Origin of the sequence: Proteus sp. G2669 (assembly GCF_009915245.1) — a bacterium.
In the GTDB taxonomy this organism is placed as follows: Bacteria; Pseudomonadota; Gammaproteobacteria; order Enterobacterales; family Enterobacteriaceae; genus Proteus.
Genome location: NZ_JAABLX010000006.1, coordinates 1 through 26,954, shown reverse-complemented (window position 1 = coordinate 26,954; position 26,954 = coordinate 1). Strand labels below are relative to the sequence as shown.

The window sequence follows — 26,954 nt, the reverse complement described above, 5'->3', positions numbered from 1 at the left end:
CATCAGTTACTGGTGCCTAATAAACGGGCTTATCATCGAACAACCTTAAGCCATCATCGTTTTCATCGGCATCCAAATTTAATTAAGTCAGGGTTTATCCCCACACAACCAGAACAGCTTTGGGTGGCAGATATTACCTATTTATCGACGCATGAAGGTGATACTTATTTAAGTTTAATTACGGATGCGTATTCACGAAAAATCGTGGGATATCATTTAGATAACAATATGAAAACAAGTTCAGTGAAGAAATCGTTGGTTCAGGCGTTAAAAAAACGGACTTCGACAACTTCGTTAATCCATCATTCAGATCGAGGGATACAGTATTGTTCTTCGGAATATCAGAAGATACATAAAGAGCATAATATTCAATGTTCTATGACTGATGGGTATGATTGTTATCAAAATGCCTTAGCAGAACGAATTAATGGAATATTAAAAATGGAGTATCTACTGATAAAACCGAGTAATCTGGAACAAGCAAGAAAATTAGTAGAAGAATCAATTCAACTCTATAATGAAAAACGGCCACACTTATCGTTAAACTATAAAACGCCCGATGAAGTACATCGAGCGTTTTATGCCTGAAAAGTTGTCAACCTATATCAGGACTAGTCATCTAAAGTGTGCAATCTCTTTATCTCATTAAATACAAAAAATCCGTAATCATTATTTTAATTACGGATTTTTTTTAAAAACAACAACTAATCTTTCTTTATGGGTGAAATCTCAGTAACGCATTGATAAAACTATTATTGATAAATTAACCAAAAATAGCGTTAAACCAGCCAGATACTGTTTTAACCACAAAATCCCAGATACGACTAAAGAAACCACCTTCTTCAACCGCTTCTTTTACCACTAAAGGACGTTGTTCAATGATTTCATCGTTTAATAAGAAGTTAACTGTACCCACAACCTGATTTTGCGTTAGTGGCGCTTCTAATACTGGATTAGTTAAAGTAAACGAGGCTTTTAAATTTTTCAGTTCACCTTTAGGAATCGTGATTGAAGCATCATTAGCGACACCTAAAGCCACTTCACCTTTATCGCCATACCATACTTTTTGCGTTGTTAGTGGTGTGTTTTCTTTAACCGGTGTTACCGTTTCGAAAAAACGAAAACCCCAGCCTAATAATTTTTCACTTTCAGCAAAACGGATTTTATCTGATGGAGTTCCTAAAACAACCGCAATTAAGCGCATATCACCTTCAGTTGCCGAAGATACAAGATTATATCCAGCACCACTCGTGTGACCTGTTTTCACACCATCAACATTCATATTCTTATTCCACAATAAACGATTGCGGTTTGGCTGACGAATATTGTTGAATGTAAATTCTTTTTCTTTATGTATTTCGTATTCTGAAGGAACATCACGGATCATAGCAGCTGTTAACAGTGCCATATCTTGTGCTGTTGTATATTGCCCGTCAGAATCTAATCCATGGACTGTTTTAAAGTGCGTATTTTTTAAACCCAGATTGTTAGCATAGGAGTTCATTAAATCCACAAAGGTTTCCTGACTGCCCGCAACATGTTCAGCTAATGCGATACTCGCATCATTACCTGATTGAATGACCATACCACGATTTAAATCAATGACTTTGACCTGATCACCCGGTTTCAAGAACATCAATGATGAACCTTTTAATACCGGATTACCTGTTGCCCACGCATTGCGCCCTACAATCACCATATCGTCTGGCGACATTCGCCCTTCTTTGATGGCTTGTCCAACCACATAGCTACTCATGATTTTGGTCAGACTTGCGGGATCTAAACGCTCATCAGGTTTCTCCGATGCCAAAATTTTTCCGCTATTGTAATCCATTAATACATAAGATTTTGCCTCTATTTGAGGAGGTACAGGATTATTTACCGCAAATGAAGGACTAGAAATAATTAGCAGTAAACCCATTCCCGCGGTAACCTTACCCAGAACAGATGGAATATTTTTTTTCATTACCGATCACCCTTTTATATCAATTTGTTAAAGCTTTCCTACTATATGGCTTTCTGGAATAAGACGCCAACATTGATATATAGAGATTTATCTTATATTCATGTTTAGCGCCCTATAGAGGGAAATTTTATTACTTATCGTGGTTTAGGAGACCTTTATGTTAAAAGTCTGGGGTAGAAAAAACTCATCTAACGTTAAAAAAGTTCTTTGGTGCTTAAAGGAGTTAAATGTTCCTTATGAGCAAATTGATGTTGGAGGCCCATTTGGCGGACTCAATGAAGCAAATTATTTAGCAATGAATCCCAATGCTTCTATCCCAACATTACAAGATGATGACTTTGTGTTATGGGAGTCTAATACCATTATTCGTTATTTATGCTCAAAATATGAGAATAACGCACTCTATCCAATTGATCCTAAACAACGAGCAAATGTAGAAAAATGGATGGATTGGTCAAATGGCAGCCTATTTTCACCCATTCAACAAATGATGATAATGATTGTTCGCACACCTAAAGAGCAACAGAACCCCGAGCTTGTTGAAGCATTAAAAGAAAAGCTTAACAAACTGATAAAAATTGCAGATAACCAACTGGCAAAAACAACTTATTTTGCTGGAGATGAGATCTCTCTTGCTGATATCGCTATCGCACCACTGGTTTATCCATGGCTCGAGGTTTGTAAAGACCGACCTCACTTCCCACATATTGAACGATGGTTTGCACAATTAAGTGAAAGATCTCTTTTCCGTGATATCGTGTTACTGCCTGTAAGTTAATTCATTGGCATTTTGTCGGGATCTGGATAATGGTAATGGAATCCAAGATCTCGACAGATCTCCTGACCGTCAATCTCCCGTATTAACGGCTTCTCTTCATCTGCAAATTCTGGGGGAATAAGATCAAGCTGAGAGGATACTCTTGAGTAAAAATCTTTCTTTTTAGGATGAATTGGGGCACATAAATTATATAAATGACCACCTTCATTTTGTGCAAGCAGTTGTTCAACCGCAAAAATTACATCATCTAAATGGACTAAATTGACACACTGATGCGCGCCTTTTACCTGTTTTTTACCTGATAAAAAACGTCCAGCATGACGACCGGGGCCAACTAACCCAGCCAATCGAAGAATATCAACCGTGGTTAACGGTAAACGATGTAACCAGTTTTCAACTTCAGCTAACATTTTTGCCGATTGTGTTTCTGGCCGAATATCCATTTCTTCTGTGATATTACCTGTTTGATTGCCATATACAGAAGTAGAACTAATATAAATCACTCTTGTAACATGGCGAGACATTGCACTATCCACTAACGTTTGAATAGCTTCAACATAATCATAACCGCCACCAGCGGCACTTGGTGGCAACGTGATGATCAGTACGTCAGTTTCCATTAAGTAATCAAAATCATCTCTATCACATTCAATTGCGGGTGTTAAATTCACTAAACAGCAATCAACGCCACTCATTCTTGCTGCTTCTACGCCATCTTCGGTGGTTTTAGTCCCTTTAACTTGATAACCTGCATCACGCAACGCAGCGGCAAGTGGTAAACCTAACCAACCTAATCCAACGATGGTTATTCGTTTCATTTTGCTCCCCTACTTAAATGGCTTAGTTAAAGTATGCTATAAAATTTTCATTTCGCCATTACATATAAATACTACTTATATTTCGTTAATTTTTAGCATACCCCTATATACTCGCTCACTTGCCACATTAAGTAAATAAGAGAAATATTAAAATAGCATTAAAAACAAAAGGTTACAAAATAATTAAATTATTATTAAAAAATAGGTTGCTTTTCACTTTGCAAATCATGTAGGTTGAAAGGCAGACAAATTCTGAATGTTGGTTACTAAATACAAATTAATAGTAACGGGCATATCAAATAACAAATAGTGTAATTAGCTAGGAAAATAATTATGTATAGCATTCAACTAAACCACCATCATCACCATCATCCTGACTAGTCTTTCAGGCGATGAGTGCTGGAAGACGTTTAAGAAACGCTTCCGGTGGTCTGAATGCAGACAAACAATAAAAACCCCGGAAGGCAACTTCCGGGGTTTTTTTATAGCTAATTTTCAAACAAAAAATTGAGACAAGGACAGGGTAATATTATGTTAGACAAAACAAGATTAAGAATTGCAATGCAAAAATCAGGTCGTTTAAGTGATGAGTCTCGTGCCCTTTTAGCGCGTTGTGGCATCAAAATTAACTTAAACCAACAACGTCTGATCGCTTATGCGGAAAATATGCCAATCGATATTTTACGTGTAAGAGATGACGATATTCCAGGTCTAGTGATGGACGGCGTGGTTGATTTAGGGATTATTGGTGAAAACGTATTAGAAGAAGAATTATTAAAACGCCGTGCACAAGGCGAAAACCCAAGCTATCTCACGCTACGACGCCTCGATTTTGGTGGTTGCCGTTTATCTCTTGCGACTCCTGTTGATTTCGACTATCAAGGTGTTGAATGCCTAGATAATACACGTATTGCCACCTCTTACCCCAATCTACTAAAACGTTATTTAGACCAAAAAGGCATCAAATTTAAATCATGTCTATTAAATGGCTCTGTTGAAGTCGCTCCTCGTGCAGGTCTTGCTGACTCTATCTGTGACTTAGTTTCTACTGGTGCAACATTAGAAGCTAACGGTCTGAAAGAAGTTGAAGTTATTTACCGTTCAAAAGCGTGTTTGATCCAACGCGACGGAGAAATGGAAACCGACAAACAAGCCCTTATCGACCGTTTACTGACGCGTATTCAAGGTGTCATCCAAGCTCGAGAATCAAAATACATTATGTTACACGCACCAAGTGATTGCCTCGAAGATGTCATTGCGTTACTTCCTGGTGCTGAAAGACCTACTATTCTGCCTCTTGCGGGTGACCAGAATCGCGTTGCAATGCACATGGTCAGCAGTGAAACCCTATTCTGGGAAACCATGGAAAAACTAAAAGCATTAGGTGCGAGTTCAATTCTTGTTTTACCAATTGAAAAAATGATGGAATAAGGTGAAATGATGAAAACGGGTTTTAATACATTAACTTACTGGAATGAATGCACGCAAGAACAGCAACAAGTGCTATTAACTCGCCCTGCTATTTCAGCATCCGGTTCAATTACAGAACAAGTTGCTAGCATCATTTCACAGGTACGCAATGATGGGGATAAAGCGCTTAAAGCACTTAGCCAAAAATTCGATAAGGCAGCGCCGGAAAGTGTATTGGTGCCAAAAACGCAAATTGATGAAGCCACAACAAGACTAAATAACGAAATAAAACAAGCAATAGCACAGGCGATGAATAATATTCGTCGTTTTCATGAAGCTCAAATTCCTAACACTATCAACGTGGAAACTCAACCTGGTGTATTTTGTCAACAAGTAAGCAGACCCATTGATGCTGTAGGACTTTATATTCCTGGTGGTTCGGCTCCATTACTTTCAACCGTAATGATGTTAGGTATCCCAGCGCGTATTGCAGGTTGTCGCAAAGTTATTCTTTGCTCACCCCCTCCTATTGCTGATGAAATTTTATATATTGCTCAACAAATTGGTATTGATGAAATATTCCAAGTGGGTGGCGCGCAGGCGATTGCAGCAATGGCGTTTGGTACAGAATCTATCCCTAAAGTAGATAAAATTTTTGGCCCCGGTAATGCTTATGTTACTGAAGCCAAACGTCAAGTCAGCCAATCGCTACAAGGTGCAGCTATTGATATGCCAGCAGGCCCTTCAGAAGTTTTGGTGATTGCTGATGCAGATGCAAATCCTGCATTCATTGCTGCTGACTTACTGTCGCAAGCAGAGCATGGCCCTGATTCACAAGTCGTATTATTAACCCCAGATGAAACATTAGCCAAAGCCGTTATTGCTGAAACGGAAACACAACTTACTCAATTAAGCCGAGCTGAAATTGCCAAACAAGCTTTAGCTGAAAGTCGAGTCATTATTACTCGCGATCTCGATCAATGTATTGAAATCAGCAATAGCTATGGCCCTGAACACTTGATTATTCAAACTAATGATGCTGATGCACGTGTTGATAGCATTACCAGTGCCGGTTCTGTTTTTCTTGGTGCTTGGTCTCCTGAATCTGCGGGAGATTATGCTTCAGGCACTAATCATGTTCTACCGACTTATGGTTATACCTCAACCTACTCAAGTTTAGGTCTAGCTGACTTTATGAAACGCATGACTGTACAAAAACTCACAGCACAAGGTTTATCTGATTTAGCACAAACTATTGAAATACTAGCGCAAGCTGAACAATTAACCGCTCACAAAAATGCGGTCACACTTCGTGTTAATGCTTTGGCTCAGGGGAAAAATAACAATGAAAAATGAATTTGATATCACCTCACTTGCCCGAAAAAATGTACGTGAGTTAACTCCTTATCAATCTGCTAGACGTTTAGGTGGAAATGGTTCGGTTTGGTTAAATGCAAATGAATACCCCGTTGCACCTGAATTTACTTTTAATGAAAAAAATTTAAACCGTTATCCTGAGTGTCAGCCTGTTAATGTCATTAATCGTTATGCTGCATATGCAGGTGTTAATCCAAATCAAGTCTTAGTCAGTCGTGGGGCAGATGAAGCCATTGAACTACTTATTCGTGCGTTTTGCGAACCTGGTAAAGATGCTGTGCTTTATTGTCCTCCCACTTATGGCATGTATAGCGTAAGTGCAGAAACATTTGGTATAGAACAACGTGTTGTCCCTACACTTGCTGATTGGAGCCCCGACGTCAAAGCCATTGCATCAAAACTTGATAATGTAAAACTGGTCTATATTTGTAGCCCCAATAACCCAACAGGAAACATTGTTAACCCTTCACTTATTCGTGATGTATTAGAACTCGCTAAAGGCAAAGCTATAGTTGCAGTTGATGAAGCTTATATAGAATTTTGTCCACAAGCATCAATTGTTTCATGGCTTGAAGATTATCCGAATTTAGTCATTTTGCGCACCTTATCGAAAGCATTTGCATTAGCAGGGTTGCGCTGTGGATTTACGCTTGCCAATCCACCAGTCATTGAATTATTACTAAAAGTGATCGCCCCATATCCATTGTCAACACCTGTTGCCGATATTGCAGCACAAGCATTAACTGAGGTAGGTATTGATATGATGAAAAATCGTGTTGCTGAAATATCACGTAACAGAACGGTCTTATCTGAAGCGTTAAAAAAATTACCGAATGTCGAGCAGGTTTATAACAGTGAAACCAACTATATTTTAGTGAAATTCACTGATGCTAATCAGGTTTTCCGTACTTTATGGGAGCAAGGGATTATTTTACGCGATCAACAACGTCAATATGGGCTTAATGGTTGCTTGCGTATTTCTATCGGTACTACCGAAGAATGTGATAGCGTGATCAATGCTATAAAAAATATTCAAACTGCAAACGTATAAAAGATAAAACGATAACAACAAAAATCGCAACTGAGGGAGCTTACCATGAGCCAAAAAATTCTTTTTATTGACCGTGATGGCACTTTAATCACCGAGCCACCTACAGATTATCAAGTTGATAGACTCGATAAACTCGCCTTTGAAAATGGCGTGATCCCCGCACTGACCGCGCTACAAAAAGCAGGTTACAAGCTTATTATGATCACTAATCAAGATGGATTAGGTACAGAAAGTTTTCCTCAAGCGGATTTCGATCCTCCACATAATTTGATGATGCAAATTTTGTCATCACAGGGAATAACTTTTGATGATGTTTTAATTTGTCCTCATAAACCTGAAGATAACTGCCCTTGTCGCAAACCTGAAACAGGGCTTGTGACACAATACTTAGTTGATGGCGCACTCGATAAAGATAACAGCTACGTTATTGGCGATAGACAAACAGATATTCAGTTAGCTGAAAATATGGGTATCAAAGGCTTACTTTATAATTCCAATGAGCTTAATTGGGCGGTCATCACAGAACAACTCACCAAAAAAGATCGCTACGCTCACGTTGAACGTAAGACAAAAGAGACGCAAATTGCTATTGATATTTGGCTTGATCGTGAAGGTGACAGCCAAATCAGCACTGGTGTTGGCTTCTTTGATCATATGCTTGATCAAATTGCCACTCACGGCGGTTTTCGTATGAACATCAATGTACAAGGCGACTTAGTGATTGACGATCACCACACTGTTGAAGACACGGGTCTTGCTTTAGGTGAAGCCCTGCGTGAAGCATTGGGTGATAAACGCGGCATTGCTCGTTTTGGTTTTACATTACCGATGGATGAATGCCTTGCAAGCTGTGCATTAGATATTTCAGGTCGCCCACACCTTGAATACAAAGCAGAATTTAAATATCAACGTGTCGGTGATCTAAGTACTGAGATGATAGAACACTTTTTCCGTTCACTCTCTTACACCATGGGTTGCACATTACACCTAAAATCGAAAGGCAAAAACGATCACCACAAAGCAGAAAGCTTATTCAAAGTCTTTGGTCGTACATTACGCCAAGCCATTCGTGTTGAAGGTAATACTTTACCAAGCTCAAAAGGTGTTCTGTGATGAAAGTGGTTATTCTCGATACAGGTTGTGCCAATTTAGCCTCCGTCGCTTATGCCGTTAAGCGACTCGGTTATGATCCCATTATTTCCTATGAAAAAAACGTTGTGCTATCTGCGGATAAACTCTTTTTACCTGGAGTGGGAACGGCTCGCGCAGCAATGGAACAACTGGAAGCACGCGAATTAATTCCTTTAATTAAAGCATTAACACAGCCTGTTTTAGGGATTTGTTTAGGCATGCAAATATTGGCTTCTCTGAGCGAAGAAGGCAAAGGTGTCCCTTTATTAGGGTTAGTTGATGGCACAATTGATAAGTTAGATACAGCTGGTTTACCATTACCTCATATGGGTTGGAATCAAGTATTAGCAAAGCCTGCCCATCCCCTTTTTCGTTCTCTTGATAACGATGCTTGGTTCTATTTTGTTCACAGCTATGGTTTAGCGTTAAATGAATCAACCATTGCCGAAACTGAATACGGCTCTCGTTTTAGTAGCGCAATTCAAAAAGATAATTTTTATGGTGTGCAATTTCACCCAGAGCGCTCAGGAAAAGCTGGAGCCCAACTTATCAAGAATTTTTTGGAGATGTAACGCGTTATGATCATTCCAGCATTAGATTTAATTGACGGAAAAGTCGTTCGCCTTCATCAAGGTGATTATGCAAAACAACGCGATTACGATGATAATCCGCTGACACGCTATCAACAATATGAAAAAGACGGTGCAAAACTCCTTCATTTAGTGGATCTAACAGGTGCAAAAGATCCTTCTGCCCGCCAAATTTCACTGTTAAAAGAGCTTGTTGCTTGTGTGAATATACCAGTACAAGTGGGTGGTGGCATTCGCACTGAAGATGATGTGAAATCATTACTCGATGCAGGGGCAAGCAGAGTTGTTATTGGCTCTACTGCAATCAGTCAGCCCGAAATGGTGAAAACTTGGTTTGAACGTTATGGTGCAGATGCCATTGTGTTAGCCCTTGATGTTCGTATTGATAAACAAGGCAAAAAATGGGTAGCAGTGAGTGGCTGGCAAGAAAATTCCCCTTATACCCTCGAAGAGATCATCGAACTTTATCAAAGTGTCGGATTAAAACATGTGTTGTGTACCGATATTTCTCGTGACGGCACATTGGCAGGCTCTAACGTTGAATTGTATACAGAAATTAGCCAACGTTTTCCTGACATTTTATTTCAAGCTTCTGGTGGTATTGGTAATTTACAAGATATCGCAGCACTTCCAGCATCTGGCGTCACTGGTATTATTGTTGGTCGAGCATTATTAGAAGGCAAATTTACATTAAAAGAGGCGATATCATGTTGGCAAAACGCATAATTCCTTGTCTTGATGTTCGTGATGGACAAGTCGTTAAAGGTGTTCAATTTCGTAATCATGAAATTATTGGAGATATTGTCCCTCTTGCTGAACGTTATGCCAAAGAAGGCGCTGACGAGCTTGTATTTTATGATATTACCGCCTCTTCTGATGGTCGAGTTGTTGATAAAAGCTGGGTGTCACGCGTCGCTGAAGTCATTGATATACCATTTTGTGTTGCTGGTGGCATTCGTTCTGTTGAAGATGCAGGAAAAATTCTCTCTTTTGGGGCAGATAAAATTTCGATCAACTCCCCTGCGCTTTCAGATCCAACATTGATTTCACGCTTGGCAGAACGCTACGGTGTGCAATGTGTTGTCGTAGGTATCGATACTTGGTTTGATGAAAAGACAGGTGAATACCTAGTTTATCAATTCACAGGTGATGAGAAACGCACTCAACAAACACACTGGAAAACACTTGATTGGGTACGTGAAGTTCAAAAGCTAGGCGCAGGTGAAATTGTTTTAAATATGATGAATCAAGATGGTGTAAGACAAGGCTATGACTTGAAACAATTAGCTCAAGTACGCCAAGTTGCAGATGTACCTCTTATTGCCTCTGGTGGTGCTGGCGAAATGTCACACTTTCTTGATGCCTTTAAATTAGCCAATGTTGATGGCGCACTTGCAGCGTCTGTTTTTCACAAACAAATTATTAACATTAACGAATTAAAACAATATCTTGCAGAAAATGACGTTAAGGTAAGAATATAATGAATAGTGAAACATTAGCGCAATTAGATTGGGAAAAAGTGGATAATCTCATGCCAGTTATTATCCAAAATGCCATTTCAGGTGATGTATTAATGCTAGGCTACATGAATAAAGAAGCGCTAGATATGACACTAAAAAGTGGAAATGTCACTTTCTATTCTCGCACTAAGCAACGTTTATGGACAAAAGGTGAAACATCAGGCAACTTTCTCAAATTAGTCAATATTTATCCTGACTGTGATAATGATACTTTACTTATTTTAGCTAACCCGATTGGACCAACTTGCCATAATGGCACTGAAAGTTGCTTTGCTCCTGCACAAAGCCAGTGGGGATTTCTCTATGAGCTGGAGAATATATTACGTGAGCGTAAAAATGCTTCACCAGATAGCTCGTACACTGCCCGTCTTTACGCCAGCGGTACAAAACGAATAGCTCAAAAAGTTGGAGAAGAAGGTGTAGAAACCGCATTAGCCGCCACAGTTAATGACAGAGAAGAGTTAAGAAACGAAGCCTCTGATTTGCTCTATCACTTAATGGTATTGTTACAAGACCAATCATTATCACTCTCTGATGTCATTGGTTGCCTGCAAGAGCGTCATAAAAAAGCCGAATAATTTCTAGCTAATTAATCCTCTCTAGAGCTACCAAACGAGAAAGTAACATATAAACAAAAAAGCACCTCAACGAGAAATTTTGAGGTGCTTTTATTACTTAGTTAAGACATAAAATAACAAGTATCAATTGTTATTTATGTCTTGAGCATTACATAGCTTGGCGGAATAACTCGATAACATCACTTTCAGTACCCTGAACAGGGTTAGTGATTGCACAAGCATCTTTCAGCGCATTTTCAGCTAATGTTTTGAAATCTTCTTCTTTCACGCCTAATTCTTTTAGACCAGCTGGAATACCCACATCTTTAGCCATTTTACGAATTTCTTCGATACATGCTTGAGCACCTTGCTCATCGCTCATTGCAGAAACATCAACACCCATTGCTTGTGCGATATCTTTTAAGCGACCCGCGGCGGCTTGGATGTTATAAGCTTGAACATGTGGTAATAAAACCGCATTACACACACCATGAGGTAAGTTATAGAAACCACCTAATTGGTGAGCCATAGCATGTACATAACCTAAAGAAGCGTTATTAAATGCCATACCTGCTAAGAATTGAGCGTAAGCCATGTTTTCACGAGCTTGTGCATCTCCACCATTATCAACAACTTTACGTAAAGACTCGCTGATCATAGTAACTGCTTTTAATGCACACGCGTCGGTGATTGGGTTTGCAGCGATTGAGACATACGCTTCCACCGCATGAGTTAATGCATCCATACCTGTTGCAGCGGTTAAGCCTTTTGGCATACCAATCATTAATTCTGAGTCATTTACAGATAAGATTGGAGTGACGTTTTTATCAACGATAGCCATTTTGATATGACGCGCTGTATCTGTGATGATACAAAAACGTGTCATTTCTGATGCAGTACCTGCAGTGGTATTGATTGAAATCAGTGGTAATTGAGGTTTAGCTGAACGATCAACACCTTCGTAATCTGCAATTTTTCCACCATTAGAAGCCACTAACGCGATACCTTTAGCGCAATCATGTGGAGAACCACCGCCTAAAGAAATCACACAGTCACATTGATTTTCTTTCAGCAGAGCTAAACCCGCTTCTACGTTCTCAACAGTAGGGTTTGGTGCAGTTCCGTCATAAGTTACGCTAGAAATACCAGCTTCTGTCAGTAACTTACTGACTTTATCAACAACACCCAGTTGATTTAAAATGCTATCAGTGACGATCAACGCTTTATGAAAACCGAAGTCTTTCATTGAACTTACAGCATCAGCAAGGCAACCAGCACCAATTTTATTTACAGAAGGGATATAGAATGTTGAAACTGCCATTATTGACTTCCTTTTTAGTAATTAAATCTACGTTTTAATATGTTCTATTCTTTTTGTTCTTAAATTGATCATCATCAAAATAATGAATAAATATCAATTTGTTTATCATGTTATTACAGGTAATTAAATAAAGAAGCCCAATTACCCTATTAATTCAATAGGATAATACTATTAACATATTATCATTTGTAACAAAATAATTTGAAAAGCTTATCAAAATAATCAAAACCAGCCATAAACATCACAGCAGAATATTTTTTTTAAAGTCGTATAATGACCTTAAATAAATAACTTATTAATCAGGAGTCATTGATGTCTTTGACTATTTTTGAGCAACTTACTGCTTTATTAGATAAAAACCATGCGACTTATCGTGTAATGGAACACCCTACCGCAGGTCGTTCTGAAGAAGTTGCAAAAATTAGAGGAACACAATTAGGACAGGGAGCAAAAGGACTTGTTTGTCATATAAAAGGTAACGGTATTAAACAACATGTTCTTGCGATATTACCCGCCGATAAACAAGCCGATCTATCAAAACTCGCTCATCAAATTGGTGGAACAAGGGCATCTCTAGCAAGCCCTAAAGAAGTTGACGATCTTACCCAATGTGTATTTGGTGCTATTCCTCCCTTTAGTTTTCACCCTGCATTAAAGCTTGTGGCTGACCCTCTACTTTTTGAACGTTTTGATGAACTCGCTTTTAATGCAGGCACATTAGAACGCTCAATTATTCTTAATACACAAGATTACAAACGTATTGCACAACCTGAATTAATTTCTTTTATTCGCGAAGAAAGCGAGTAATAAAAAGAGCTAATTTATTTTTAACAATTACCCTAGCCATTATTCAGTTAAGGGTAATTGTTATCATGATATCGATTCTTATTGTATATATAGATTTACATGCCAAAAGGTAATATTTAGATTATGTGATCAAAAACCTTGCCGATATTTAATACCAATAATAACTTAAAAAGCAGAATTTATCTCACCAATTCCACATTATCTTACCTTTAACGCCAATAAATGTACGAAATAGATTTTTTTACTATTTTTTTCGATTCAGCACTCAATAATTAACTAAATAGATTTTATGTTATTGACCTAAATTACTCATACATTTAAGTTAGCATCAATAAAAATACAATAATGTAAAATTATATTTACATCTCAGTTATTTCTAACATACAAATAAATATATAAATAATGTACCAATAGGTGCAGGGAAATCTTCATGCAAACTTCAACTCAAAAACAACCGCTTTATAAAGTATTATACGTGCAAGTGATTGTTGCCATTTTACTCGGTATCTTACTTGGACATTTTTATCCTGACGTTGGTGAATCTTTTAAACCTCTTGGTGATGGATTTATCAAAATTGTAAAAATGATCATCGCACCAGTTATCTTCTTAACTGTCGTAACGGGTATTGCTGGTATGAATAATATGAAAGCAGTAGGTACAGTTGCGGGTAAATCCATGGCTTACTTCCTGACTTTCTCTACCATTGCATTAATTATTGGTTTAATTGTTGCAAACGTTATTCGCCCAGGTGATGGTCTCAATATTTCCCCAGCCTCATTAGATGCGAGCAAAGTAGAAAGTTATGTAGCAAAAGCGCATGACTCATCAATTGTTGGCTTCTTAATGAATATTATTCCTGACACGGTTATTAGCCCATTAGTTAATGGAAATATCTTACAAGTACTGTTTGTTTCTGTGGTTTTTGGTATTGCCTTAGCGTCTATCGGTACTCGTGGTGAGCCAGTTCTTAAGTTTTTACAAAACTTCTCTGAACCTGTATTCAAAATGGTCGGTATGCTAATGAAATTAGCCCCTATCGGTGCTTTTGGTGCAATGGCCTTTACTATTGGTAAATATGGTATTTCATCAATCAGTAACTTGGTATTACTTGTTCTGACTTTCTATATAACTTCATTATTATTCGTTCTTGTCGTGTTAGGTGCTGTTGCAAAATATAATGGCTTCTCTATTCTCTCTTTAATTAAATATATTAAAGATGAACTTTGGTTAGTATTAGGTACATCTTCTTCGGAAGCTGCTTTACCTAGCTTAATGCGTAAAATGGAAAATGTAGGTTGTAAAAAATCCGTTGTCGGCTTAGTTATTCCAACAGGTTATTCCTTTAACTTAGACGGCACTAACATCTATATGACCATGGCAGCTCTATTTATTACACAAGCTACTGGTATCGATCTTTCATTAACAGAACAAATTACACTACTTTTAGTTGCAATGATCAGTTCAAAAGGTGCGGCTGGTGTTACTGGTGCAGGCTTTATTACTTTAGCCGCAACCTTATCCGTTGTACCGAGTGTTCCTGTCGCAGGTATGGCATTAATTCTAGGTATTGATCGCTTTATGTCAGAGTGTCGTGCATTAACCAATCTTGTGGGCAATGCTTGCGCTTGTATCGTTGTTGCTCGTTGGGAAAATGCCTTAGATAAAGAAAGAATGAATGATGTCTTTAGTGGCAGAACATCAAGTGAATTTATTGAGGATGCTCCATTAGCTCCTATTGAAATTGAATCTGATAATGCAATTAAAATTCCAGTGAAATAAAGACCATTTTTTATAATCCATAAAAGAGCACATATGTGCTCTTTTATTTTTTACATTCCTTACCACTACGAATAAACACTTATCTTTTTTATAATTTATTTATTATTTTCTCTTTTTCTCATAGATTATTTCCTGCTTATTTTTATAATTTTTTAATTTATAAATTAAGGACAAATTTGTGAATATATTAAAAGATCTGATAAAAAAACAATATTCTCTAAACCTTTTATTTTTCAAATATTGGCTGGGTGGCTCTGCCATAATAATTCTTAGTAGTGTTATTCTTTTTTATACAGCTGTTGTACCACTCATTCAAATTGAAGTATTTTCTTTAAATATCGCTATTTATTTTGTTGCGTTTGCTTTGGCAATAAAAATACTATTTTCTGTAATCACGCTACCTCGTTTTTTTATCTTAGTGAGAGATACTTCAGAGTTTCCCGCAATACTCGCCTTTATTATTGTTCTTTCTGAATGCTTATTTATTTGTTGGTTAGAGTTTATTTATATTGAAGGATTTATCAGTGGTTCATTTTTCCCTTAAAAACAAATGCAATAAAAACAAATAATTGCAAGCCAATTCCTCCTCTACCTCTCACTACCCATATTTTTTACATTTAAATCATTTTATTCACCAAAAATCAAAGCCAAACACACATAATTTTAAAGAAATACAATAAATTAAAACAAACCATAATTTCATTAACTTATTGATTTAAGAAAAATAAATCTCACAAATAGCGATAAATTGAAATTAAATCTAATTTTTTAGATGAAGAGCACAATATTTGATAAAATCAACTTTATTTTATTGACCTGATTTACGCATACCTTTAAGTTACCTGTCACAACAAAATAAATGTAAATAATAATTTACATCATAATTTCTTTTTTATTTAGTCAATATCTTTCAGTTACAGGGAATTTTTATGCAGACTTCATCCCGCAAGCTCCCCTTTTATCGTGTGTTATATATCCAAGTTATTATTGCTATCATTTTCGGTATTCTATTAGGACATTTTTACCCTGATATTGGTGAGTCATTCAAACCTTTGGGTGATGGATTTATCAAAATAGTAAAAATGATCATCGCACCTGTTATCTTTCTAACCGTAGTGACCGGCATTGCTGGTATGAACAATATGAAAGCAGTCGGAAAAGTAGCGGGTAAATCAATGATTTACTTTCTCACATTTTCTACAATTGCACTTGTTATTGGATTAATCACTGCCAATATTATTCGCCCTGGTGACGGTTTAAATATCTCTCCTGAATCATTAGACAGTAGCCGAGTAGAAATGTATGTCACTCAGGCGCACAGCTCTTCTCTTGTTGATTTTTTCATGAATATCATCCCTGATACTATCGTTAGTCCATTAGTTAACGGTAATATCTTACAAGTGCTGTTTGTTTCTGTAGTTTTTGGTCTGGCATTAGCATCAATAGGTTCACGGGGTGAACCTGTATTAAATTTCTTACAGCATCTTTGTGAACCTGTTTTTAAGATGGTTGGTATGCTAATGAAGTTAGCACCTATTGGTGCCTTTGGTGCAATGGCTTTTACGATAGGTAAATATGGGATTTCCTCCATTGGAAATTTAATGTTGTTGGTAATTACTTTTTATTTAACAGCATTACTTTTCGTATTGGTCGTTTTGGGTGCGGTTGCTAAATATAATGGCTTTTCTATTCTCTCTTTAATTAAATACATAAAAGATGAACTTTGGTTAGTATTAGGTACTTCTTCGTCTGAAGCCGCACTACCTACATTAATGAGTAAAATGGAAAAACTGGGTTGTAAAAAATCCGTTGTCGGTTTAGTTATTCCAACTGGTTACTCCTTTAATTTAGATGGCACTAATATCTATATGACCATGGCGGCATTATTTATCGCTCAAGCAACAGGCGTTGATTTGTCATTAACAGAACAAATTACATTACTGTTTGTTGCCATGATCAGCTCAAAAGGTGCAGCAGGTGTTACAGGAGCCGGTTTCATTACTCTTGCAGCAACATTATCGGTTGTTCCTAGTGTTCCCGTTGCGGGTATGGCTTTGATACTAGGTATTGACCGCTTTATGTCAGAATGTCGCGCATTGACCAATCTTGTTGGCAATGCTTGCGCCTGTATTGTTGTTGCTCGCTGGGAAAATGCCTTAGACAAAGAGAGAATGAATGATGTTTTTAGTGGAAGAATATCAATAGAAAACAAGCTAGATACTGATTTAGTATTAGATGAAATAAATGAAAAAACACATTATATAAAAGCATCTGAACAATAGTTTTTATATTTTTTAATAAAAAATAAAAAGAGAGTATTTAAGCACTCTCTTTTTATTAAATAATCGCCATATATTTTTCCGATGATTTGGCTGTCATAGGTAAACTTTGTCGTGCTAGTTGGTAATTAACGGATGATGATCCCGCTAAAGAGATCTATCAAAAGATTACACTTGAATATTGGCGATACAATTTTCCTCAATAGTGTGAAGATTAACAAGATATTAATCCTAAACCTGATTTTTAACGCCTATTTTATCAAGTCTAAATAATGTGGTTAGATCAAAGTAAAACTGGCTATCCTAATGAAAAAATTAAGAATATTCACTGCCCTGTGTGAGTCTACCGTGGTGATAATGATATGCTGGTTTCTTTATCTCATTCACAAGAAATCGTTGATAATATTGAACCTGCCTCATTACTGAATGTGCCCTTTATTTCACATGTTGTACATGAGGAAAAACCTCAATGGCTAGCGAATATTTTTAATGATTTTTTTAATTTTCATTATAAAAATAAATAAAATTTTTATAATTGATGTGCTAAACAACACTTTGTTGCCTCATTCATTCTTATCTACTTCGTAATTAATAAGTATTTTTTATATACCACATTGTAAATTTCCCTTTAGGATATTTCTTATATTTAAAACACACAAAACAACTGTGTATTTATACAGTGTCATATGGATTTAAAAGTTATTTACTAAACAAAGGAATGTATTATGAGTAATGAAATTAATGTATATAAAATGATGAGTAGCACCCCTTCTACTTATGCGGAAGTGAATGAAAATAAAGGAAAATTTGATTTATCTCTCATGAGTAACGATGAAGTTATTGAGAAAATCAGCGGCACACAATGTGGACAGACTTTTTATATCAATGCACCTGGAACTTATACCGTACTGGTTAATTATACTGACGGTAAACACACCTCTAATGAAGTCGTTTTTCAGCCATTAGAATTTATTAAGGAAAAAATAACTCCTTTATTTTCAATGCTAGAGAATAAATTATCTTCACTTTCAGAACCAGTGATTAATGAGAATGATAAATTCTCAATTCAAATAAAAATAAATAAAGGAAAAAAATCAAAATTAGATAAATTACTGAAAAAAGAACGTGGATTTTTTGATTTAGAAAAAGTGGTTATTGATTTATCCTCATTTCAAAAAGATCATCCTATTCATAACTTTGAGTATTATACTTTAAAAAGTACACTCTCTATTAATGATGTAAAAATTGTCACAGATAAATTAGAAGCGGACAGTGATATTGTCTATGTCTCTATCACTCCTGATAGTATTAAATTATTAGAATCTAATAACATAAAACAAAGCGCTTTTAATTTAGATAAAGCGACTACTGAAGTGACACCTGATCTTTCTTATTATCAAAAATATCTCGATGAACCCTATCAAGATATGAATGTACGAAAGGCTTGGGCTAAAGAAAATACAGGTCAATTAGCTGTAATCCGACATATTGATTTTGGTGTTAATAGTTTTCATGAAGACCTTCAAAATAAAAATATTACTGTTGTTACTAATAATGGTACAACCAAAGAAGAAATATTAAAAAATATTCATGGTACAGGTTCTGTTGGTGTTATATCAGCTGAAAATAATGGTTTTGGAATGACGGGCATTGCTCATTCTGCAAAACTATATTCTTATTATATTCACCAAATGAGTACTGTTTTAAGTGATTCCAGACCTGGAGACATTGTTAGTTATGAATACTGTGCATGGAATCATGAAAAAAAAATGGTTCCAGCATCCATGTATAAATCATTCTGGGATACCATTTATAACCTAACTCAAAAAGGTGTTATTGTTCTCAATACCGCAGGTAATTCAAACGTTAATTTATCTGATCCCTCACAATTTATAGATTACGGTGATAATGGTGGCATATTAGTGGGTGCTTGTATGCCTAATGATGGAAGTAAAGCTGGTTTCTCAAATTATGGTCACTCCACCTCATTAGTGAATTCATGGGGTTATGAGATCGCAACTACTGGAAGTGGCTCTTTATATATGAGAAATAATGACAAGAGCACAGCATATAGTGCTAAATTTAATGGCACTTCTGGTGCCGCACCTTTATGTGCTGCAGCTCTTGGATTATTACAGTCTCATGCCAAAAGTATGGGCGTTATGTTAACACCAGAGAGTATGAGAACATTATTAAAAAAATCCAGTTATACTGAAGGAGTAAAAGATGGAATTGGTGTTAGGCCTAATGTTGCTCAATTAATGCATGAATTAGATAAAGAAATTCTGGCACCACTCGTAAATATAAATCCCTTTTCATATTCATCTAATTATTTAAATCTTAATTCTTCATTTAAAATTGATGAATATAAAATAGAAAATCTTCCATTTTATTACCAATATACTGATCTTAAGCATAATGGTATTATTGCTCATTATCCACAACAAGCTCCATCGGAATTAGAATGGTGGAATCAAGTTATAACAGTGAGTGAAGTTAAAATCCCAATATCAGATGATAATGGGAATGTATCTGTATTATATTTAACTGCACATAAATGGAATGATGCAGGGCGATTTGCTTTAAATACGGCAACAGCACCAGGTAATGATACTGGCGGAAACTTTAGAATACAATTAATATATGATCCTGCAAAAAACTCGCATTTAAATAAAACAAAATATAGTGGAATTTTTCCTGTCTATATTCAATGTTGGAAACATCGAGAATATAAATTGCCTGTAAGAATTAATATTCATATAGAATAAAATTAATACCCTACCGTTCTGATTTAATTGAGTTAATAAAAAGGTGCTTAATTTAGCACCTTTTATTATATTTATGGCTAAAGCCATTATAAAAAACTTCACTCAATAAAGTAAGGTTTAAATCAAAAACTTAAAATCTAAATATCTGTGATAATTTCACTTTGTGGTAATCTTGATTTTGGCAAATTGTAATTGAAATCATCTTCTTCTCTATAACCTAATGCAACAATTGTCACGGCATGAAGACCTTTATCATTTAAAGAAAATGTTGAATCTATTTTTGATAGATCAAAACCTTCCATTGGAAGAGCATCTATTCCTAACGTTGCCGCACCTAGTAATAGTGATCCCATATTCAAATAAACCTGCTTCTCTATCCAATGAGATAAATCGCCAAGTTGTTTTTCATGTAGATTAACAAAAAATGATCTTGCAAGGTTATTTTGCTCTTTAAATTCGACTGCTGGATACCGTCCTGCTTTATCTTCTAATTCAAGCAAATGAGAGAGATATTCTTCAGTTAATGTATTTCTTGCACACATAACTACAACATGTGAAGCACTTAATATTTTCTCTTTATTGAACTCATATCCACCCTCTGTTGAGCCAGCAATTTTCTGCTTAGCATCATCCGTTTTTGCGATGATAAAATGCCATGGTTGAGTGTTCACACTTGATGGGCTTAGTTGTAATAATGCTTTAATTTGTTCTAATTCTTGCTCAGGGATCACTTTGTTTTTATCAAAATGTTTTGTCGCATAACGTGTTTTCAATATATTTAATAAATTCATTTATTACACCTATTCCAAATAAGACACTTGTATCTGTGCTATTTTAATAATAATTTACCATCTCGCAAGTACGTACAATTTATGTATATAGGGTACAAATGGATACTGTTAAAAAGAATAGATATAACGACTACACCTATGATGGATGCCCGGTTGAAGCCTCTTTAGAGCTGATGGGAGGAAAAGGAAAAGGCATGATCCTTTACCATTTACAGGGAAAAATACTGCGATTTAATGAGCTAAAAAGAAAACTTATTTCAATAACACCTAGAATGCTAACTAAACAGTTACGTGAACTTGAATCTGACGGGCTTATCGAGCGCAAAGTGTATGCTGAAATTCCGCCCAAAGTTGAATATAAACTCAGCGAGGATGGAGAATCACTCTCTCACGTTTTAGCAGCACTACAAAGCTGGGGAGAAGAAAGAGCAATTCCTATATTAAAAAGATCTGCCAATAGAAAATGATAACACTTTCCTTAATTAGAATATTAATTTCTTTAAGAAATTAATATTCTTCTATATTTCTGAGAAAAAACATTTAACATCATTTATAAAATTTAATTTAGGAAAATAATACCCATTAAATGGGTAATTTAAATATAAAATAAAATAAAAACAAGTCTTATAATGATGTAATTTAGATAAATATATTACATAAAAAACGAATACATCTTATTTCTCTATCTTATTATGATAAAAACTTTATTTATATAAAATAAAAACATAATTTATTGATTTTCAATCCTTTAATAATAATTACTCTCTTATAGAAATTCACTATTATTAAGTTGATTTATATAGAAAAAACCAATTTCATTTATTTTAAGATGATATATATATTAGTAAAATAACGTAGTTAATCTGTTATAAAATTATATTCTAGTATTTTTATATAAAAACGTGGCTACTACTTTTATTTATTAATTACTATTTTAGAGAGTTTCTATGAAGAAAACTTTTTTGAGTACATCATTAGCTATCGCATTGAGCTTAACAGTAGGTACAGTATTTGCTGACGATAATACGGGTACTATAAATTTTAATGGTCTATTAACAACAACAACTTGTAAAGTTGATATAGAAGGACAAGGACCTAATGCAACCATTACTTTACCTACAGTAAGTACAAATGTATTAACTCAAGCTGGTCAAGTAACTGGCCGGACTGCATTTAATATGAATCTACACGATTGCGAAAATGTAATTCCTACTATTACTATTTGGAGAATGAATTCAGATTCAAGCGATGTTACTCACAGTCTTGTCTCAGCATTTTTTGAAGCAGGGGTCACCGTTGATCCAGTGACTGGACGACTTAAAAATATGGATACCAGTGCTACAGGTGCTACTTTTGTTAATTTACAATTACTAGATGGTAGTAATAATTTTGCTCCAATTAAAGTTGGTAGTACCTCACAAGTCACTAATACATCTTATGTAGACATTGATTCTGATACATTTTCAGCAACATTACCTTATGCTGTTGAATACTACGCAACAGGTACAACAACTGCTGGTAAAGTTAATAGTAGTGTTGTTTATACTCTGCAATATAAGTAATTGGATATTTATTTTCATTAAATAAAAAAGGTGCTGTATTACCAGCACCTCAAAAGATTTTAACTTATTGTTTTAAAAACTTATTCCATCCACTCTGTGTGGAATACGCCATCTTTATCAGTACGTTTATAAGTATGCGCACCAAAATAGTCACGTTGAGCTTGGATTAAGTTTGCTGGCAACACTTCTGCACGATAGCTATCGTAGTAAGAAATAGCGGCAGAGAATGTTGGAGTTGGAATACCTGCTTGTACGCCATAACAAACAACATCACGTAAAGCTTGTTGGTAATCGTCAGCGATTTGTTTAAAGTATGGCGCTAACAGCAGATTTGCAATGCTTGCATCTTCATTATAAGCATCTGTAATTTTTTGCAGGAATTGAGCACGAATGATACAACCCGCACGGAAAATCTTCGCGATTTCACCGTAGTTTAAATCCCAGTTATATTCGTCTGATGCGGCTTTCAGTTGTTGGAAACCTTGAGCATAAGAAACGATTTTACCTAAATACAGTGCGCGACGTACATTTTCAATAAAGGCTTTTTTATCGCCAGAGAATGCTTTAGGTGTTGGGCCTGATAATACTTTAGATGCAGCAACACGTTGATCTTTTAATGAAGAGATATAACGAGCAAACACAGACTCAGTGATAAGAGTAACGGGTACACCTAAGTCTAAAGAGCTTTGGCTAGTCCATTTACCTGTACCTTTATTTGCCGCTTCATCAAGAATAACATCTACAAGGTATTTACCTTCGTCATCTTTTTTACGGAAGATATCAGCAGTAATTTCAATCAGGTAGCTACTTAATTCACCTTTATTCCACTCAGTAAAGGTTTCTGCTAATTCTTCATTAGTTAGACCTAAAGAGTGTTTTAATACTGAATACGCTTCTGCAATCAATTGCATATCGCCATATTCGATACCGTTGTGAACCATTTTTACATAGTGACCCGCGCCATCAGCACCGATATAAGTCACACAAGGTTCGCCTTCAGCAACAGCCGCAATTTTTTCAAGGATTGGCGCAACTAATTCGTAAGCTTCTTTTTGTCCACCCGGCATGATTGAAGGGCCTTTTAACGCGCCTTCTTCACCACCAGAAACCCCCGTACCAATGAAGTTAAAACCTTGTGCTGATAATTCACGGTTACGACGAATGGTATCTTTAAAGAAAGTATTTCCGCCATCGATAAGGATATCGCCTTTATCTAAATGCGGTGTCAATGCAGCAATTGTTTTATCCGTTGCTTCACCCGCTTTTACCATTAATAAAATACGGCGCGGTTTTTCTAACGAATCAACAAACTCTTCAATAGAATAATTCGGAACCAGTTTTTTACCTGGATTTTCAGCGATAACTTCGTTGGTTTTATCGCTTGAGCGGTTGTAAATGGATACAGAATAACCACGGCTTTCAATATTTAGCGCAAGGTTACGTCCCATTACTGCCATACCAACCACGCCGATTTGCTGTTTTGACATGAAAATAACTCCCGTCTGAAAATAAACCTGCCAGTATCAATGTACTGACAATTTGTTAACCTGATCACATAGTAACTCACTCTCTCACTTGGTGGTAGTTATTGATGTAATTGGTATCACAATCTTTTAGACAAAATGAAATTATTCCCCTGCGATCGATAATAAATTATTGAAAAATTCCTGCAAATTGCTCATTATTCCCAAGTCGGCATATGCCGTCTTTATAGAAGGTAAAACAAACTGTATGGAATGGATCTTGGATCCGACGATCTGGGTAGGACTTTCCACCCTAATTGTTCTCGAAATCGTACTTGGTATTGATAACCTTGTTTTCATTGCTATTCTGGCAGACAAACTCCCAGCAAAACTAAGAGATAAAGCACGTATAACCGGCTTATTGTGTGCTCTTGTTATGCGAGTTGTGTTGTTATTTAGCCTCTCTTGGCTTATCACTCTGACAAAACCTCTTATTACACTGTTTGATCATCCTTTCAGTGCAAGAGACTTAATTATGCTGCTCGGAGGGATATTCTTGCTGTTCAAAGCCACTATGGAGCTTAATGAACGGCTAGAAGGTAAAGATCACAACGAAGGGAAACAACGTAAAACGACCAGCTTTTGGTCTGTCGTTGCACAAATTATCGTACTGGATGCGGTATTCTCGCTTGACTCAGTGATAACCGCTGTGGGTATGGTTGATCATTTAGGCGTTATGATTGCAGCTGTCACTATTGCAATGTTCTTGATGATCCTTGCAAGTAAGCCTTTAACAAACTTCGTCAATAACCACCCAACCATTGTTATCTTGTGTTTAAGCTTCTTGCTGATGATTGGTTTTGCATTAGTTGCCGAAGGCTTTGGTTACGCCATTCCAAAAGGTTACCTGTATGCAGCGATTGGCTTCTCTATCATGATAGAAGTCTTTAATCAGCTTGCACAATTTAACCGTCGTCGCTTCTTATCTGCTTCTCGCTCTTTACGTGAGCGCACAGCAGAAGCGGTGTTACGTATTATTAATGGTAAGTCTGAATCTTCTGAATTAGATCCTCACACATCTGATTTAGTCTCCAGTTCAGAAGAAGTGTTTGATCCTCAAGAGCGCCAAATGATTGTGCGCGTGCTTGGTTTAAGCCAACGTAATGTTAACAGTATCATGACGTCTCGCCATGATGTTGAATACGTAGACTTAAATGCAACACAAGATGATATCCGCCAATTGTTGGAAAAGGATCCTCACTCTCGCCTAGTGATCACTGACGAGCAATATAGTGATGAACCTATTGGTGTGGTTAATATTATTCAATTGTTGAATCAACAATTGCGTAATGAACCTCTAAACTTACGTTTATTGATCACACAACCGTTGATCTTCCCTGAAGGTTTATCCTTACTGCAAGCATTAGAACAATTCCGAAGTGCACATACCCACTTCGCTTTTGTTGTAGATGAATTCGGTTCAGTAGAGGGTATCGTCACGTTAACTGACGTAATGGAAACCATTGCGGGTAACTTGCCTGTCAGTTCTGAAGAAAACGATTCTCGTCACGACTTGGTTCAAAATGAAGACGGTTCATGGACTGTAAATGGTTTTACACCACTTGAAGACTTAGTGCTTTATATTCCAATCAAATTGGATGAAAAACGTGAGTATGAAACCTTAGCAGGTTTATTAATGGAGCATTTACAACGTGTTCCAACTGTTGGTGAAAAAATTCTGATTGATGGTATTGAATTTGAGCCATTAGAAGTGAATAACCATCGAATTAATAAAGTTCGAATTGTAGAACCTACACCTGAAGACGAAGAAAACGTTGACGAAGCGTAATCCCTGTCAAATAGCAAAATATCCGCCTTTATGGCGGATATTTTTTATCTGAAGATTGTGTCTACTGGAAAATAATATGTATACCAATGTCAGCGTTAAAATAGTCTGGTTAACCTCTGTTGAAGGAGGAAGGCTATCACCACCTCCTTTAGCTGGTTTTTATTATCCAACCACTCAACTACCTTACAACCCAAATAATTGGAGCCTTGCGATTGAAATCACTCACACACAGAAAAAGTCAGAACATTGGGTAAGTGAGGGTAATATGCAGTTTTTAGTTGAACATGCCCCTCATCATTTATTAGAAGAATTAGAAAAATTTGAAATTTATGAAGGCGCTAAAAAAGTCGCAGATGCCTTTATTCAGTTTAAATAATTATTTTTATACGACTTTTCTTAAGCCGATAAAAAACGGACTTTGATAACAGTTTGAGCTATTCGAAATAAGCAATCATTGAATTAATAAAATTCATATCGTTGAGCGGAAAACTAATAAAAATGTTGATGAAATACAATATAGATGATTTTTAATAAAAAGCTTTCCAGAGATCTTTAGGATTCGTTTTTTCATTTAAGATATAAGGATCATTAGGGTCTATTTTGCACTGCTCTTCTATTTCCTGTGGCCAAATAGGACGGCGACTGGTTAAGATTGCAATATAGCGAGGAATACTAATAATAAAAATAATTGGAGACATCAATGGCATTAAAATTTTCAACATACCTTTAAATAACGTGCTGACATAAAAGAACGTGAATCCATAACTTTCTTTTTTATTGGCTATCGGTAAACAAAATTCAACTTGTTGAATAATATTCTCAGGCCCTTCTTCCATATAACGTCGAATAAATTCCCAATGATATTTTAGTAATTCAAAATTACCGGTGGAGGCAGGAAGGCAAAAGGTATCAACAATAGTTTTATTATCATCAGCAAGAACATGCCCACTAATATAATAGTCGTTTTTCATACTTTTAGCGTAATCAAGTCCCGTGGTGAAAAATACTTTCTTCCAAGGTACTGAAATAATAGAACCATCAGTGCGAAAGGCGTAAACCATTTGATTTTTACGATCAAAACGTAATGGGTAGTGTGTCCATGCAAACCACTCTGTTTTCAGTAAAGAGAACATAAA

Annotated in this window: 26 protein-coding genes and 1 other annotated feature; of the genes, 20 read left to right on the top strand and 6 right to left on the bottom strand. The window is 36.2% G+C overall.

Translation table 11 applies throughout. From position 1 onward, the window contains the following. On the top strand, positions 1 to 588 hold a 588-nt coding region (locus GWI68_RS00450), incomplete at its 5' end, for an IS3 family transposase (RefSeq protein WP_166539075.1). A gap of 175 nt (positions 589 to 763) precedes the next feature. Here GWI68_RS00450 and GWI68_RS00445 read toward each other — a convergent pair. Continuing rightward, a complete protein-coding gene (locus GWI68_RS00445) occupies positions 764 to 1,966 on the bottom strand; it encodes a serine hydrolase (RefSeq protein WP_109410075.1) in 1,203 nt (400 codons plus the stop codon). 157 nt (positions 1,967 to 2,123) lie between these two features. On the opposite strand from GWI68_RS00445, the gene GWI68_RS00440 reads away from it, so the two are divergent. Further along, positions 2,124 to 2,744 (top strand): glutathione S-transferase family protein, encoded by a 621-nt coding sequence (locus GWI68_RS00440; RefSeq protein ID WP_166539074.1) that lies wholly within the window; start codon positions 2,124 to 2,126, stop codon positions 2,742 to 2,744. On the opposite strand, the gene GWI68_RS00435 is transcribed toward GWI68_RS00440, so the two are convergent. Further along, a complete protein-coding gene (locus tag GWI68_RS00435) occupies positions 2,741 to 3,562 on the bottom strand; it encodes an SDR family oxidoreductase (RefSeq protein ID WP_072069707.1) in 822 nt (273 codons plus the stop codon). The genes GWI68_RS00440 and GWI68_RS00435 overlap by 4 nt on opposite strands. A gap of 356 nt (positions 3,563 to 3,918) precedes the next feature. Further along, positions 3,919 to 4,049 (top strand) — a sequence feature (His leader region). 44 nt (positions 4,050 to 4,093) lie between these two features. Between GWI68_RS00435 and hisG the strand changes: the two genes are divergently transcribed. Genes hisG through hisIE form a run of 8 tightly spaced genes read left to right on the top strand, consistent with a single transcriptional unit; the run spans position 4,094 to position 11,219 of the window. Beyond that, the gene (gene hisG, locus GWI68_RS00430) at positions 4,094 to 4,993 is read left to right on the top strand and encodes an ATP phosphoribosyltransferase (RefSeq protein ID WP_109410077.1); all 900 of its coding nucleotides are present in this window, start codon (positions 4,094 to 4,096) and stop codon (positions 4,991 to 4,993) included. 6 nt (positions 4,994 to 4,999) lie between these two features. After that, the gene (hisD, locus tag GWI68_RS00425) at positions 5,000 to 6,328 is read left to right on the top strand and encodes a histidinol dehydrogenase (RefSeq protein WP_166539073.1); all 1,329 of its coding nucleotides are present in this window, start codon (positions 5,000 to 5,002) and stop codon (positions 6,326 to 6,328) included. After that, a complete protein-coding gene (hisC, locus tag GWI68_RS00420) occupies positions 6,318 to 7,400 on the top strand; it encodes a histidinol-phosphate transaminase (protein ID WP_166539072.1) in 1,083 nt (360 codons plus the stop codon). Before hisD ends, hisC begins: the two co-directional genes overlap by 11 nt. 45 nt (positions 7,401 to 7,445) lie before the next feature. Further along, positions 7,446 to 8,513 (top strand): bifunctional histidinol-phosphatase/imidazoleglycerol-phosphate dehydratase HisB, encoded by a 1,068-nt coding sequence (gene hisB / locus GWI68_RS00415; RefSeq protein WP_109410080.1) that lies wholly within the window; start codon positions 7,446 to 7,448, stop codon positions 8,511 to 8,513. Continuing rightward, a complete protein-coding gene (hisH, locus tag GWI68_RS00410) occupies positions 8,513 to 9,103 on the top strand; it encodes an imidazole glycerol phosphate synthase subunit HisH (RefSeq protein WP_109410081.1) in 591 nt (196 codons plus the stop codon). Before hisB ends, hisH begins: the two co-directional genes overlap by 1 nt. Positions 9,104 to 9,109: 6 nt before the next feature. Continuing rightward, on the top strand, positions 9,110 to 9,847 hold the full coding sequence (gene hisA / locus GWI68_RS00405) for a 1-(5-phosphoribosyl)-5-[(5-phosphoribosylamino)methylideneamino]imidazole-4-carboxamide isomerase (protein ID WP_109410082.1): 738 nt from the start codon (positions 9,110 to 9,112) through the stop codon (positions 9,845 to 9,847). Beyond that, positions 9,829 to 10,602, top strand: coding sequence for an imidazole glycerol phosphate synthase subunit HisF (hisF, locus tag GWI68_RS00400; RefSeq protein ID WP_109400805.1), 774 nt, complete (start codon positions 9,829 to 9,831; stop codon positions 10,600 to 10,602). Before hisA ends, hisF begins: the two co-directional genes overlap by 19 nt. Continuing rightward, positions 10,599 to 11,219 (top strand): bifunctional phosphoribosyl-AMP cyclohydrolase/phosphoribosyl-ATP diphosphatase HisIE, encoded by a 621-nt coding sequence (gene hisIE / locus GWI68_RS00395; RefSeq protein ID WP_109410084.1) that lies wholly within the window; start codon positions 10,599 to 10,601, stop codon positions 11,217 to 11,219. The genes hisF and hisIE overlap by 4 nt, the downstream gene beginning before the upstream one ends. 148 nt (positions 11,220 to 11,367) lie before the next feature. On the opposite strand, the gene yiaY is transcribed toward hisIE, so the two are convergent. After that, entirely contained in the window at positions 11,368 to 12,519 is a 1,152-nt protein-coding gene (yiaY, locus tag GWI68_RS00390) for an L-threonine dehydrogenase (protein ID WP_166539071.1), read from the bottom strand. 312 nt (positions 12,520 to 12,831) lie between these two features. Between yiaY and GWI68_RS00385 the strand changes: the two genes are divergently transcribed. The 6 genes from GWI68_RS00385 (at position 12,832) to GWI68_RS00360 (ending at position 20,153) form a co-directional block, all read left to right on the top strand. Then, complete coding sequence (locus tag GWI68_RS00385) at positions 12,832 to 13,326, top strand: YbaK/prolyl-tRNA synthetase associated domain-containing protein (protein WP_166539070.1); 495 nt, start codon at positions 12,832 to 12,834, stop codon at positions 13,324 to 13,326. Between the two features lie 430 nt (positions 13,327 to 13,756). Continuing rightward, the gene (locus GWI68_RS00380) at positions 13,757 to 15,106 is read left to right on the top strand and encodes a dicarboxylate/amino acid:cation symporter (protein WP_166539069.1); all 1,350 of its coding nucleotides are present in this window, start codon (positions 13,757 to 13,759) and stop codon (positions 15,104 to 15,106) included. A 178-nt stretch (positions 15,107 to 15,284) separates the two neighbouring features. Beyond that, on the top strand, positions 15,285 to 15,650 hold the full coding sequence (locus tag GWI68_RS00375) for a hypothetical protein (RefSeq protein WP_166539068.1): 366 nt from the start codon (positions 15,285 to 15,287) through the stop codon (positions 15,648 to 15,650). Positions 15,651 to 16,035: 385 nt separating this feature from the next. After that, a complete protein-coding gene (locus tag GWI68_RS00370) occupies positions 16,036 to 17,388 on the top strand; it encodes a dicarboxylate/amino acid:cation symporter (protein ID WP_208105077.1) in 1,353 nt (450 codons plus the stop codon). Positions 17,389 to 17,747: 359 nt separating this feature from the next. Next, complete coding sequence (locus GWI68_RS00365) at positions 17,748 to 17,909, top strand: hypothetical protein (RefSeq protein ID WP_166539067.1); 162 nt, start codon at positions 17,748 to 17,750, stop codon at positions 17,907 to 17,909. 201 nt (positions 17,910 to 18,110) lie between these two features. Next, complete coding sequence (locus GWI68_RS00360) at positions 18,111 to 20,153, top strand: S8 family serine peptidase (protein ID WP_166539066.1); 2,043 nt, start codon at positions 18,111 to 18,113, stop codon at positions 20,151 to 20,153. A 137-nt stretch (positions 20,154 to 20,290) separates the two neighbouring features. Here GWI68_RS00360 and nfsB read toward each other — a convergent pair whose 3' ends face one another. Continuing rightward, on the bottom strand, positions 20,291 to 20,944 hold the full coding sequence (gene nfsB, locus GWI68_RS00355) for an oxygen-insensitive NAD(P)H nitroreductase (RefSeq protein ID WP_166539065.1): 654 nt from the start codon (positions 20,942 to 20,944) through the stop codon (positions 20,291 to 20,293). A 98-nt stretch (positions 20,945 to 21,042) separates the two neighbouring features. Here nfsB and GWI68_RS00350 point away from each other — a divergent pair, with 98 nt between their 5' ends. Both GWI68_RS00350 and GWI68_RS00345 read left to right on the top strand, forming a co-directional pair. Then, positions 21,043 to 21,411, top strand: a complete 369-nt coding sequence (locus tag GWI68_RS00350; protein WP_109410089.1) for a helix-turn-helix domain-containing protein — start codon at positions 21,043 to 21,045, stop codon at positions 21,409 to 21,411. Between the two features lie 480 nt (positions 21,412 to 21,891). Beyond that, positions 21,892 to 22,506 (top strand): fimbrial protein, encoded by a 615-nt coding sequence (locus tag GWI68_RS00345; protein ID WP_166539064.1) that lies wholly within the window; start codon positions 21,892 to 21,894, stop codon positions 22,504 to 22,506. A gap of 80 nt (positions 22,507 to 22,586) precedes the next feature. On the opposite strand, the gene gndA is transcribed toward GWI68_RS00345, so the two are convergent. Further along, the gene (gene gndA, locus GWI68_RS00340) at positions 22,587 to 23,993 is read right to left on the bottom strand and encodes an NADP-dependent phosphogluconate dehydrogenase (protein WP_023581264.1); all 1,407 of its coding nucleotides are present in this window, start codon (positions 23,991 to 23,993) and stop codon (positions 22,587 to 22,589) included. A 244-nt stretch (positions 23,994 to 24,237) separates the two neighbouring features. Between gndA and GWI68_RS00335 the strand changes: the two genes are divergently transcribed. Together GWI68_RS00335 and GWI68_RS00330 are read left to right on the top strand one after the other, a co-directional pair. Further along, positions 24,238 to 25,818: a TerC family protein gene (locus tag GWI68_RS00335; RefSeq protein ID WP_166539063.1), complete on the top strand. Its 1,581-nt coding sequence runs from the start codon at positions 24,238 to 24,240 to the stop codon at positions 25,816 to 25,818. A gap of 76 nt (positions 25,819 to 25,894) precedes the next feature. Further along, complete coding sequence (locus GWI68_RS00330; RefSeq protein WP_109410092.1) at positions 25,895 to 26,194, top strand: hypothetical protein; 300 nt, start codon at positions 25,895 to 25,897, stop codon at positions 26,192 to 26,194. A 151-nt stretch (positions 26,195 to 26,345) separates the two neighbouring features. On the opposite strand, the gene GWI68_RS00325 is transcribed toward GWI68_RS00330, so the two are convergent. Further along, positions 26,346 to 26,954: DUF6708 domain-containing protein (locus GWI68_RS00325; protein WP_347877515.1), on the bottom strand; the 609-nt coding region annotated here is incomplete at its 5' end.

Excerpts from the sequence above, each read along its gene's own strand:
- yiaY (WP_166539071.1), bottom strand. The coding sequence starts at position 12,519 with ATGGCAGTTTCAACATTCTATATCCCTTCTGTAAATAAAATTGGTGCT.
- hisB (WP_109410080.1), top strand. The coding sequence starts at position 7,446 with ATGAGCCAAAAAATTCTTTTTATTGACCGTGATGGCACTTTAATCACC.
- GWI68_RS00365 (WP_166539067.1), top strand. The coding sequence starts at position 17,748 with ATGCTGGTTTCTTTATCTCATTCACAAGAAATCGTTGATAATATTGAA.
- GWI68_RS00330 (WP_109410092.1), top strand. The coding sequence starts at position 25,895 with ATGTATACCAATGTCAGCGTTAAAATAGTCTGGTTAACCTCTGTTGAA.
- hisC (WP_166539072.1), top strand. The coding sequence starts at position 6,318 with ATGAAAAATGAATTTGATATCACCTCACTTGCCCGAAAAAATGTACGT.
- GWI68_RS00435 (WP_072069707.1), bottom strand. The coding sequence starts at position 3,562 with ATGAAACGAATAACCATCGTTGGATTAGGTTGGTTAGGTTTACCACTT.
- hisG (WP_109410077.1), top strand. The coding sequence starts at position 4,094 with ATGTTAGACAAAACAAGATTAAGAATTGCAATGCAAAAATCAGGTCGT.
- GWI68_RS00440 (WP_166539074.1), top strand. The coding sequence starts at position 2,124 with ATGTTAAAAGTCTGGGGTAGAAAAAACTCATCTAACGTTAAAAAAGTT.
- GWI68_RS00370 (WP_208105077.1), top strand. The coding sequence starts at position 16,036 with ATGCAGACTTCATCCCGCAAGCTCCCCTTTTATCGTGTGTTATATATC.
- hisA (WP_109410082.1), top strand. The coding sequence starts at position 9,110 with ATGATCATTCCAGCATTAGATTTAATTGACGGAAAAGTCGTTCGCCTT.
- nfsB (WP_166539065.1), bottom strand. The coding sequence starts at position 20,944 with ATGAATTTATTAAATATATTGAAAACACGTTATGCGACAAAACATTTT.
- hisH (WP_109410081.1), top strand. The coding sequence starts at position 8,513 with ATGAAAGTGGTTATTCTCGATACAGGTTGTGCCAATTTAGCCTCCGTC.
- hisD (WP_166539073.1), top strand. The coding sequence starts at position 5,000 with ATGATGAAAACGGGTTTTAATACATTAACTTACTGGAATGAATGCACG.
- GWI68_RS00345 (WP_166539064.1), top strand. The coding sequence starts at position 21,892 with ATGAAGAAAACTTTTTTGAGTACATCATTAGCTATCGCATTGAGCTTA.
- GWI68_RS00360 (WP_166539066.1), top strand. The coding sequence starts at position 18,111 with ATGAGTAATGAAATTAATGTATATAAAATGATGAGTAGCACCCCTTCT.
- GWI68_RS00380 (WP_166539069.1), top strand. The coding sequence starts at position 13,757 with ATGCAAACTTCAACTCAAAAACAACCGCTTTATAAAGTATTATACGTG.
- GWI68_RS00350 (WP_109410089.1), top strand. The coding sequence starts at position 21,043 with ATGGATACTGTTAAAAAGAATAGATATAACGACTACACCTATGATGGA.
- GWI68_RS00335 (WP_166539063.1), top strand. The coding sequence starts at position 24,238 with ATGGAATGGATCTTGGATCCGACGATCTGGGTAGGACTTTCCACCCTA.
- gndA (WP_023581264.1), bottom strand. The coding sequence starts at position 23,993 with ATGTCAAAACAGCAAATCGGCGTGGTTGGTATGGCAGTAATGGGACGT.
- GWI68_RS00445 (WP_109410075.1), bottom strand. The coding sequence starts at position 1,966 with ATGAAAAAAAATATTCCATCTGTTCTGGGTAAGGTTACCGCGGGAATG.
- hisF (WP_109400805.1), top strand. The coding sequence starts at position 9,829 with ATGTTGGCAAAACGCATAATTCCTTGTCTTGATGTTCGTGATGGACAA.
- GWI68_RS00385 (WP_166539070.1), top strand. The coding sequence starts at position 12,832 with ATGTCTTTGACTATTTTTGAGCAACTTACTGCTTTATTAGATAAAAAC.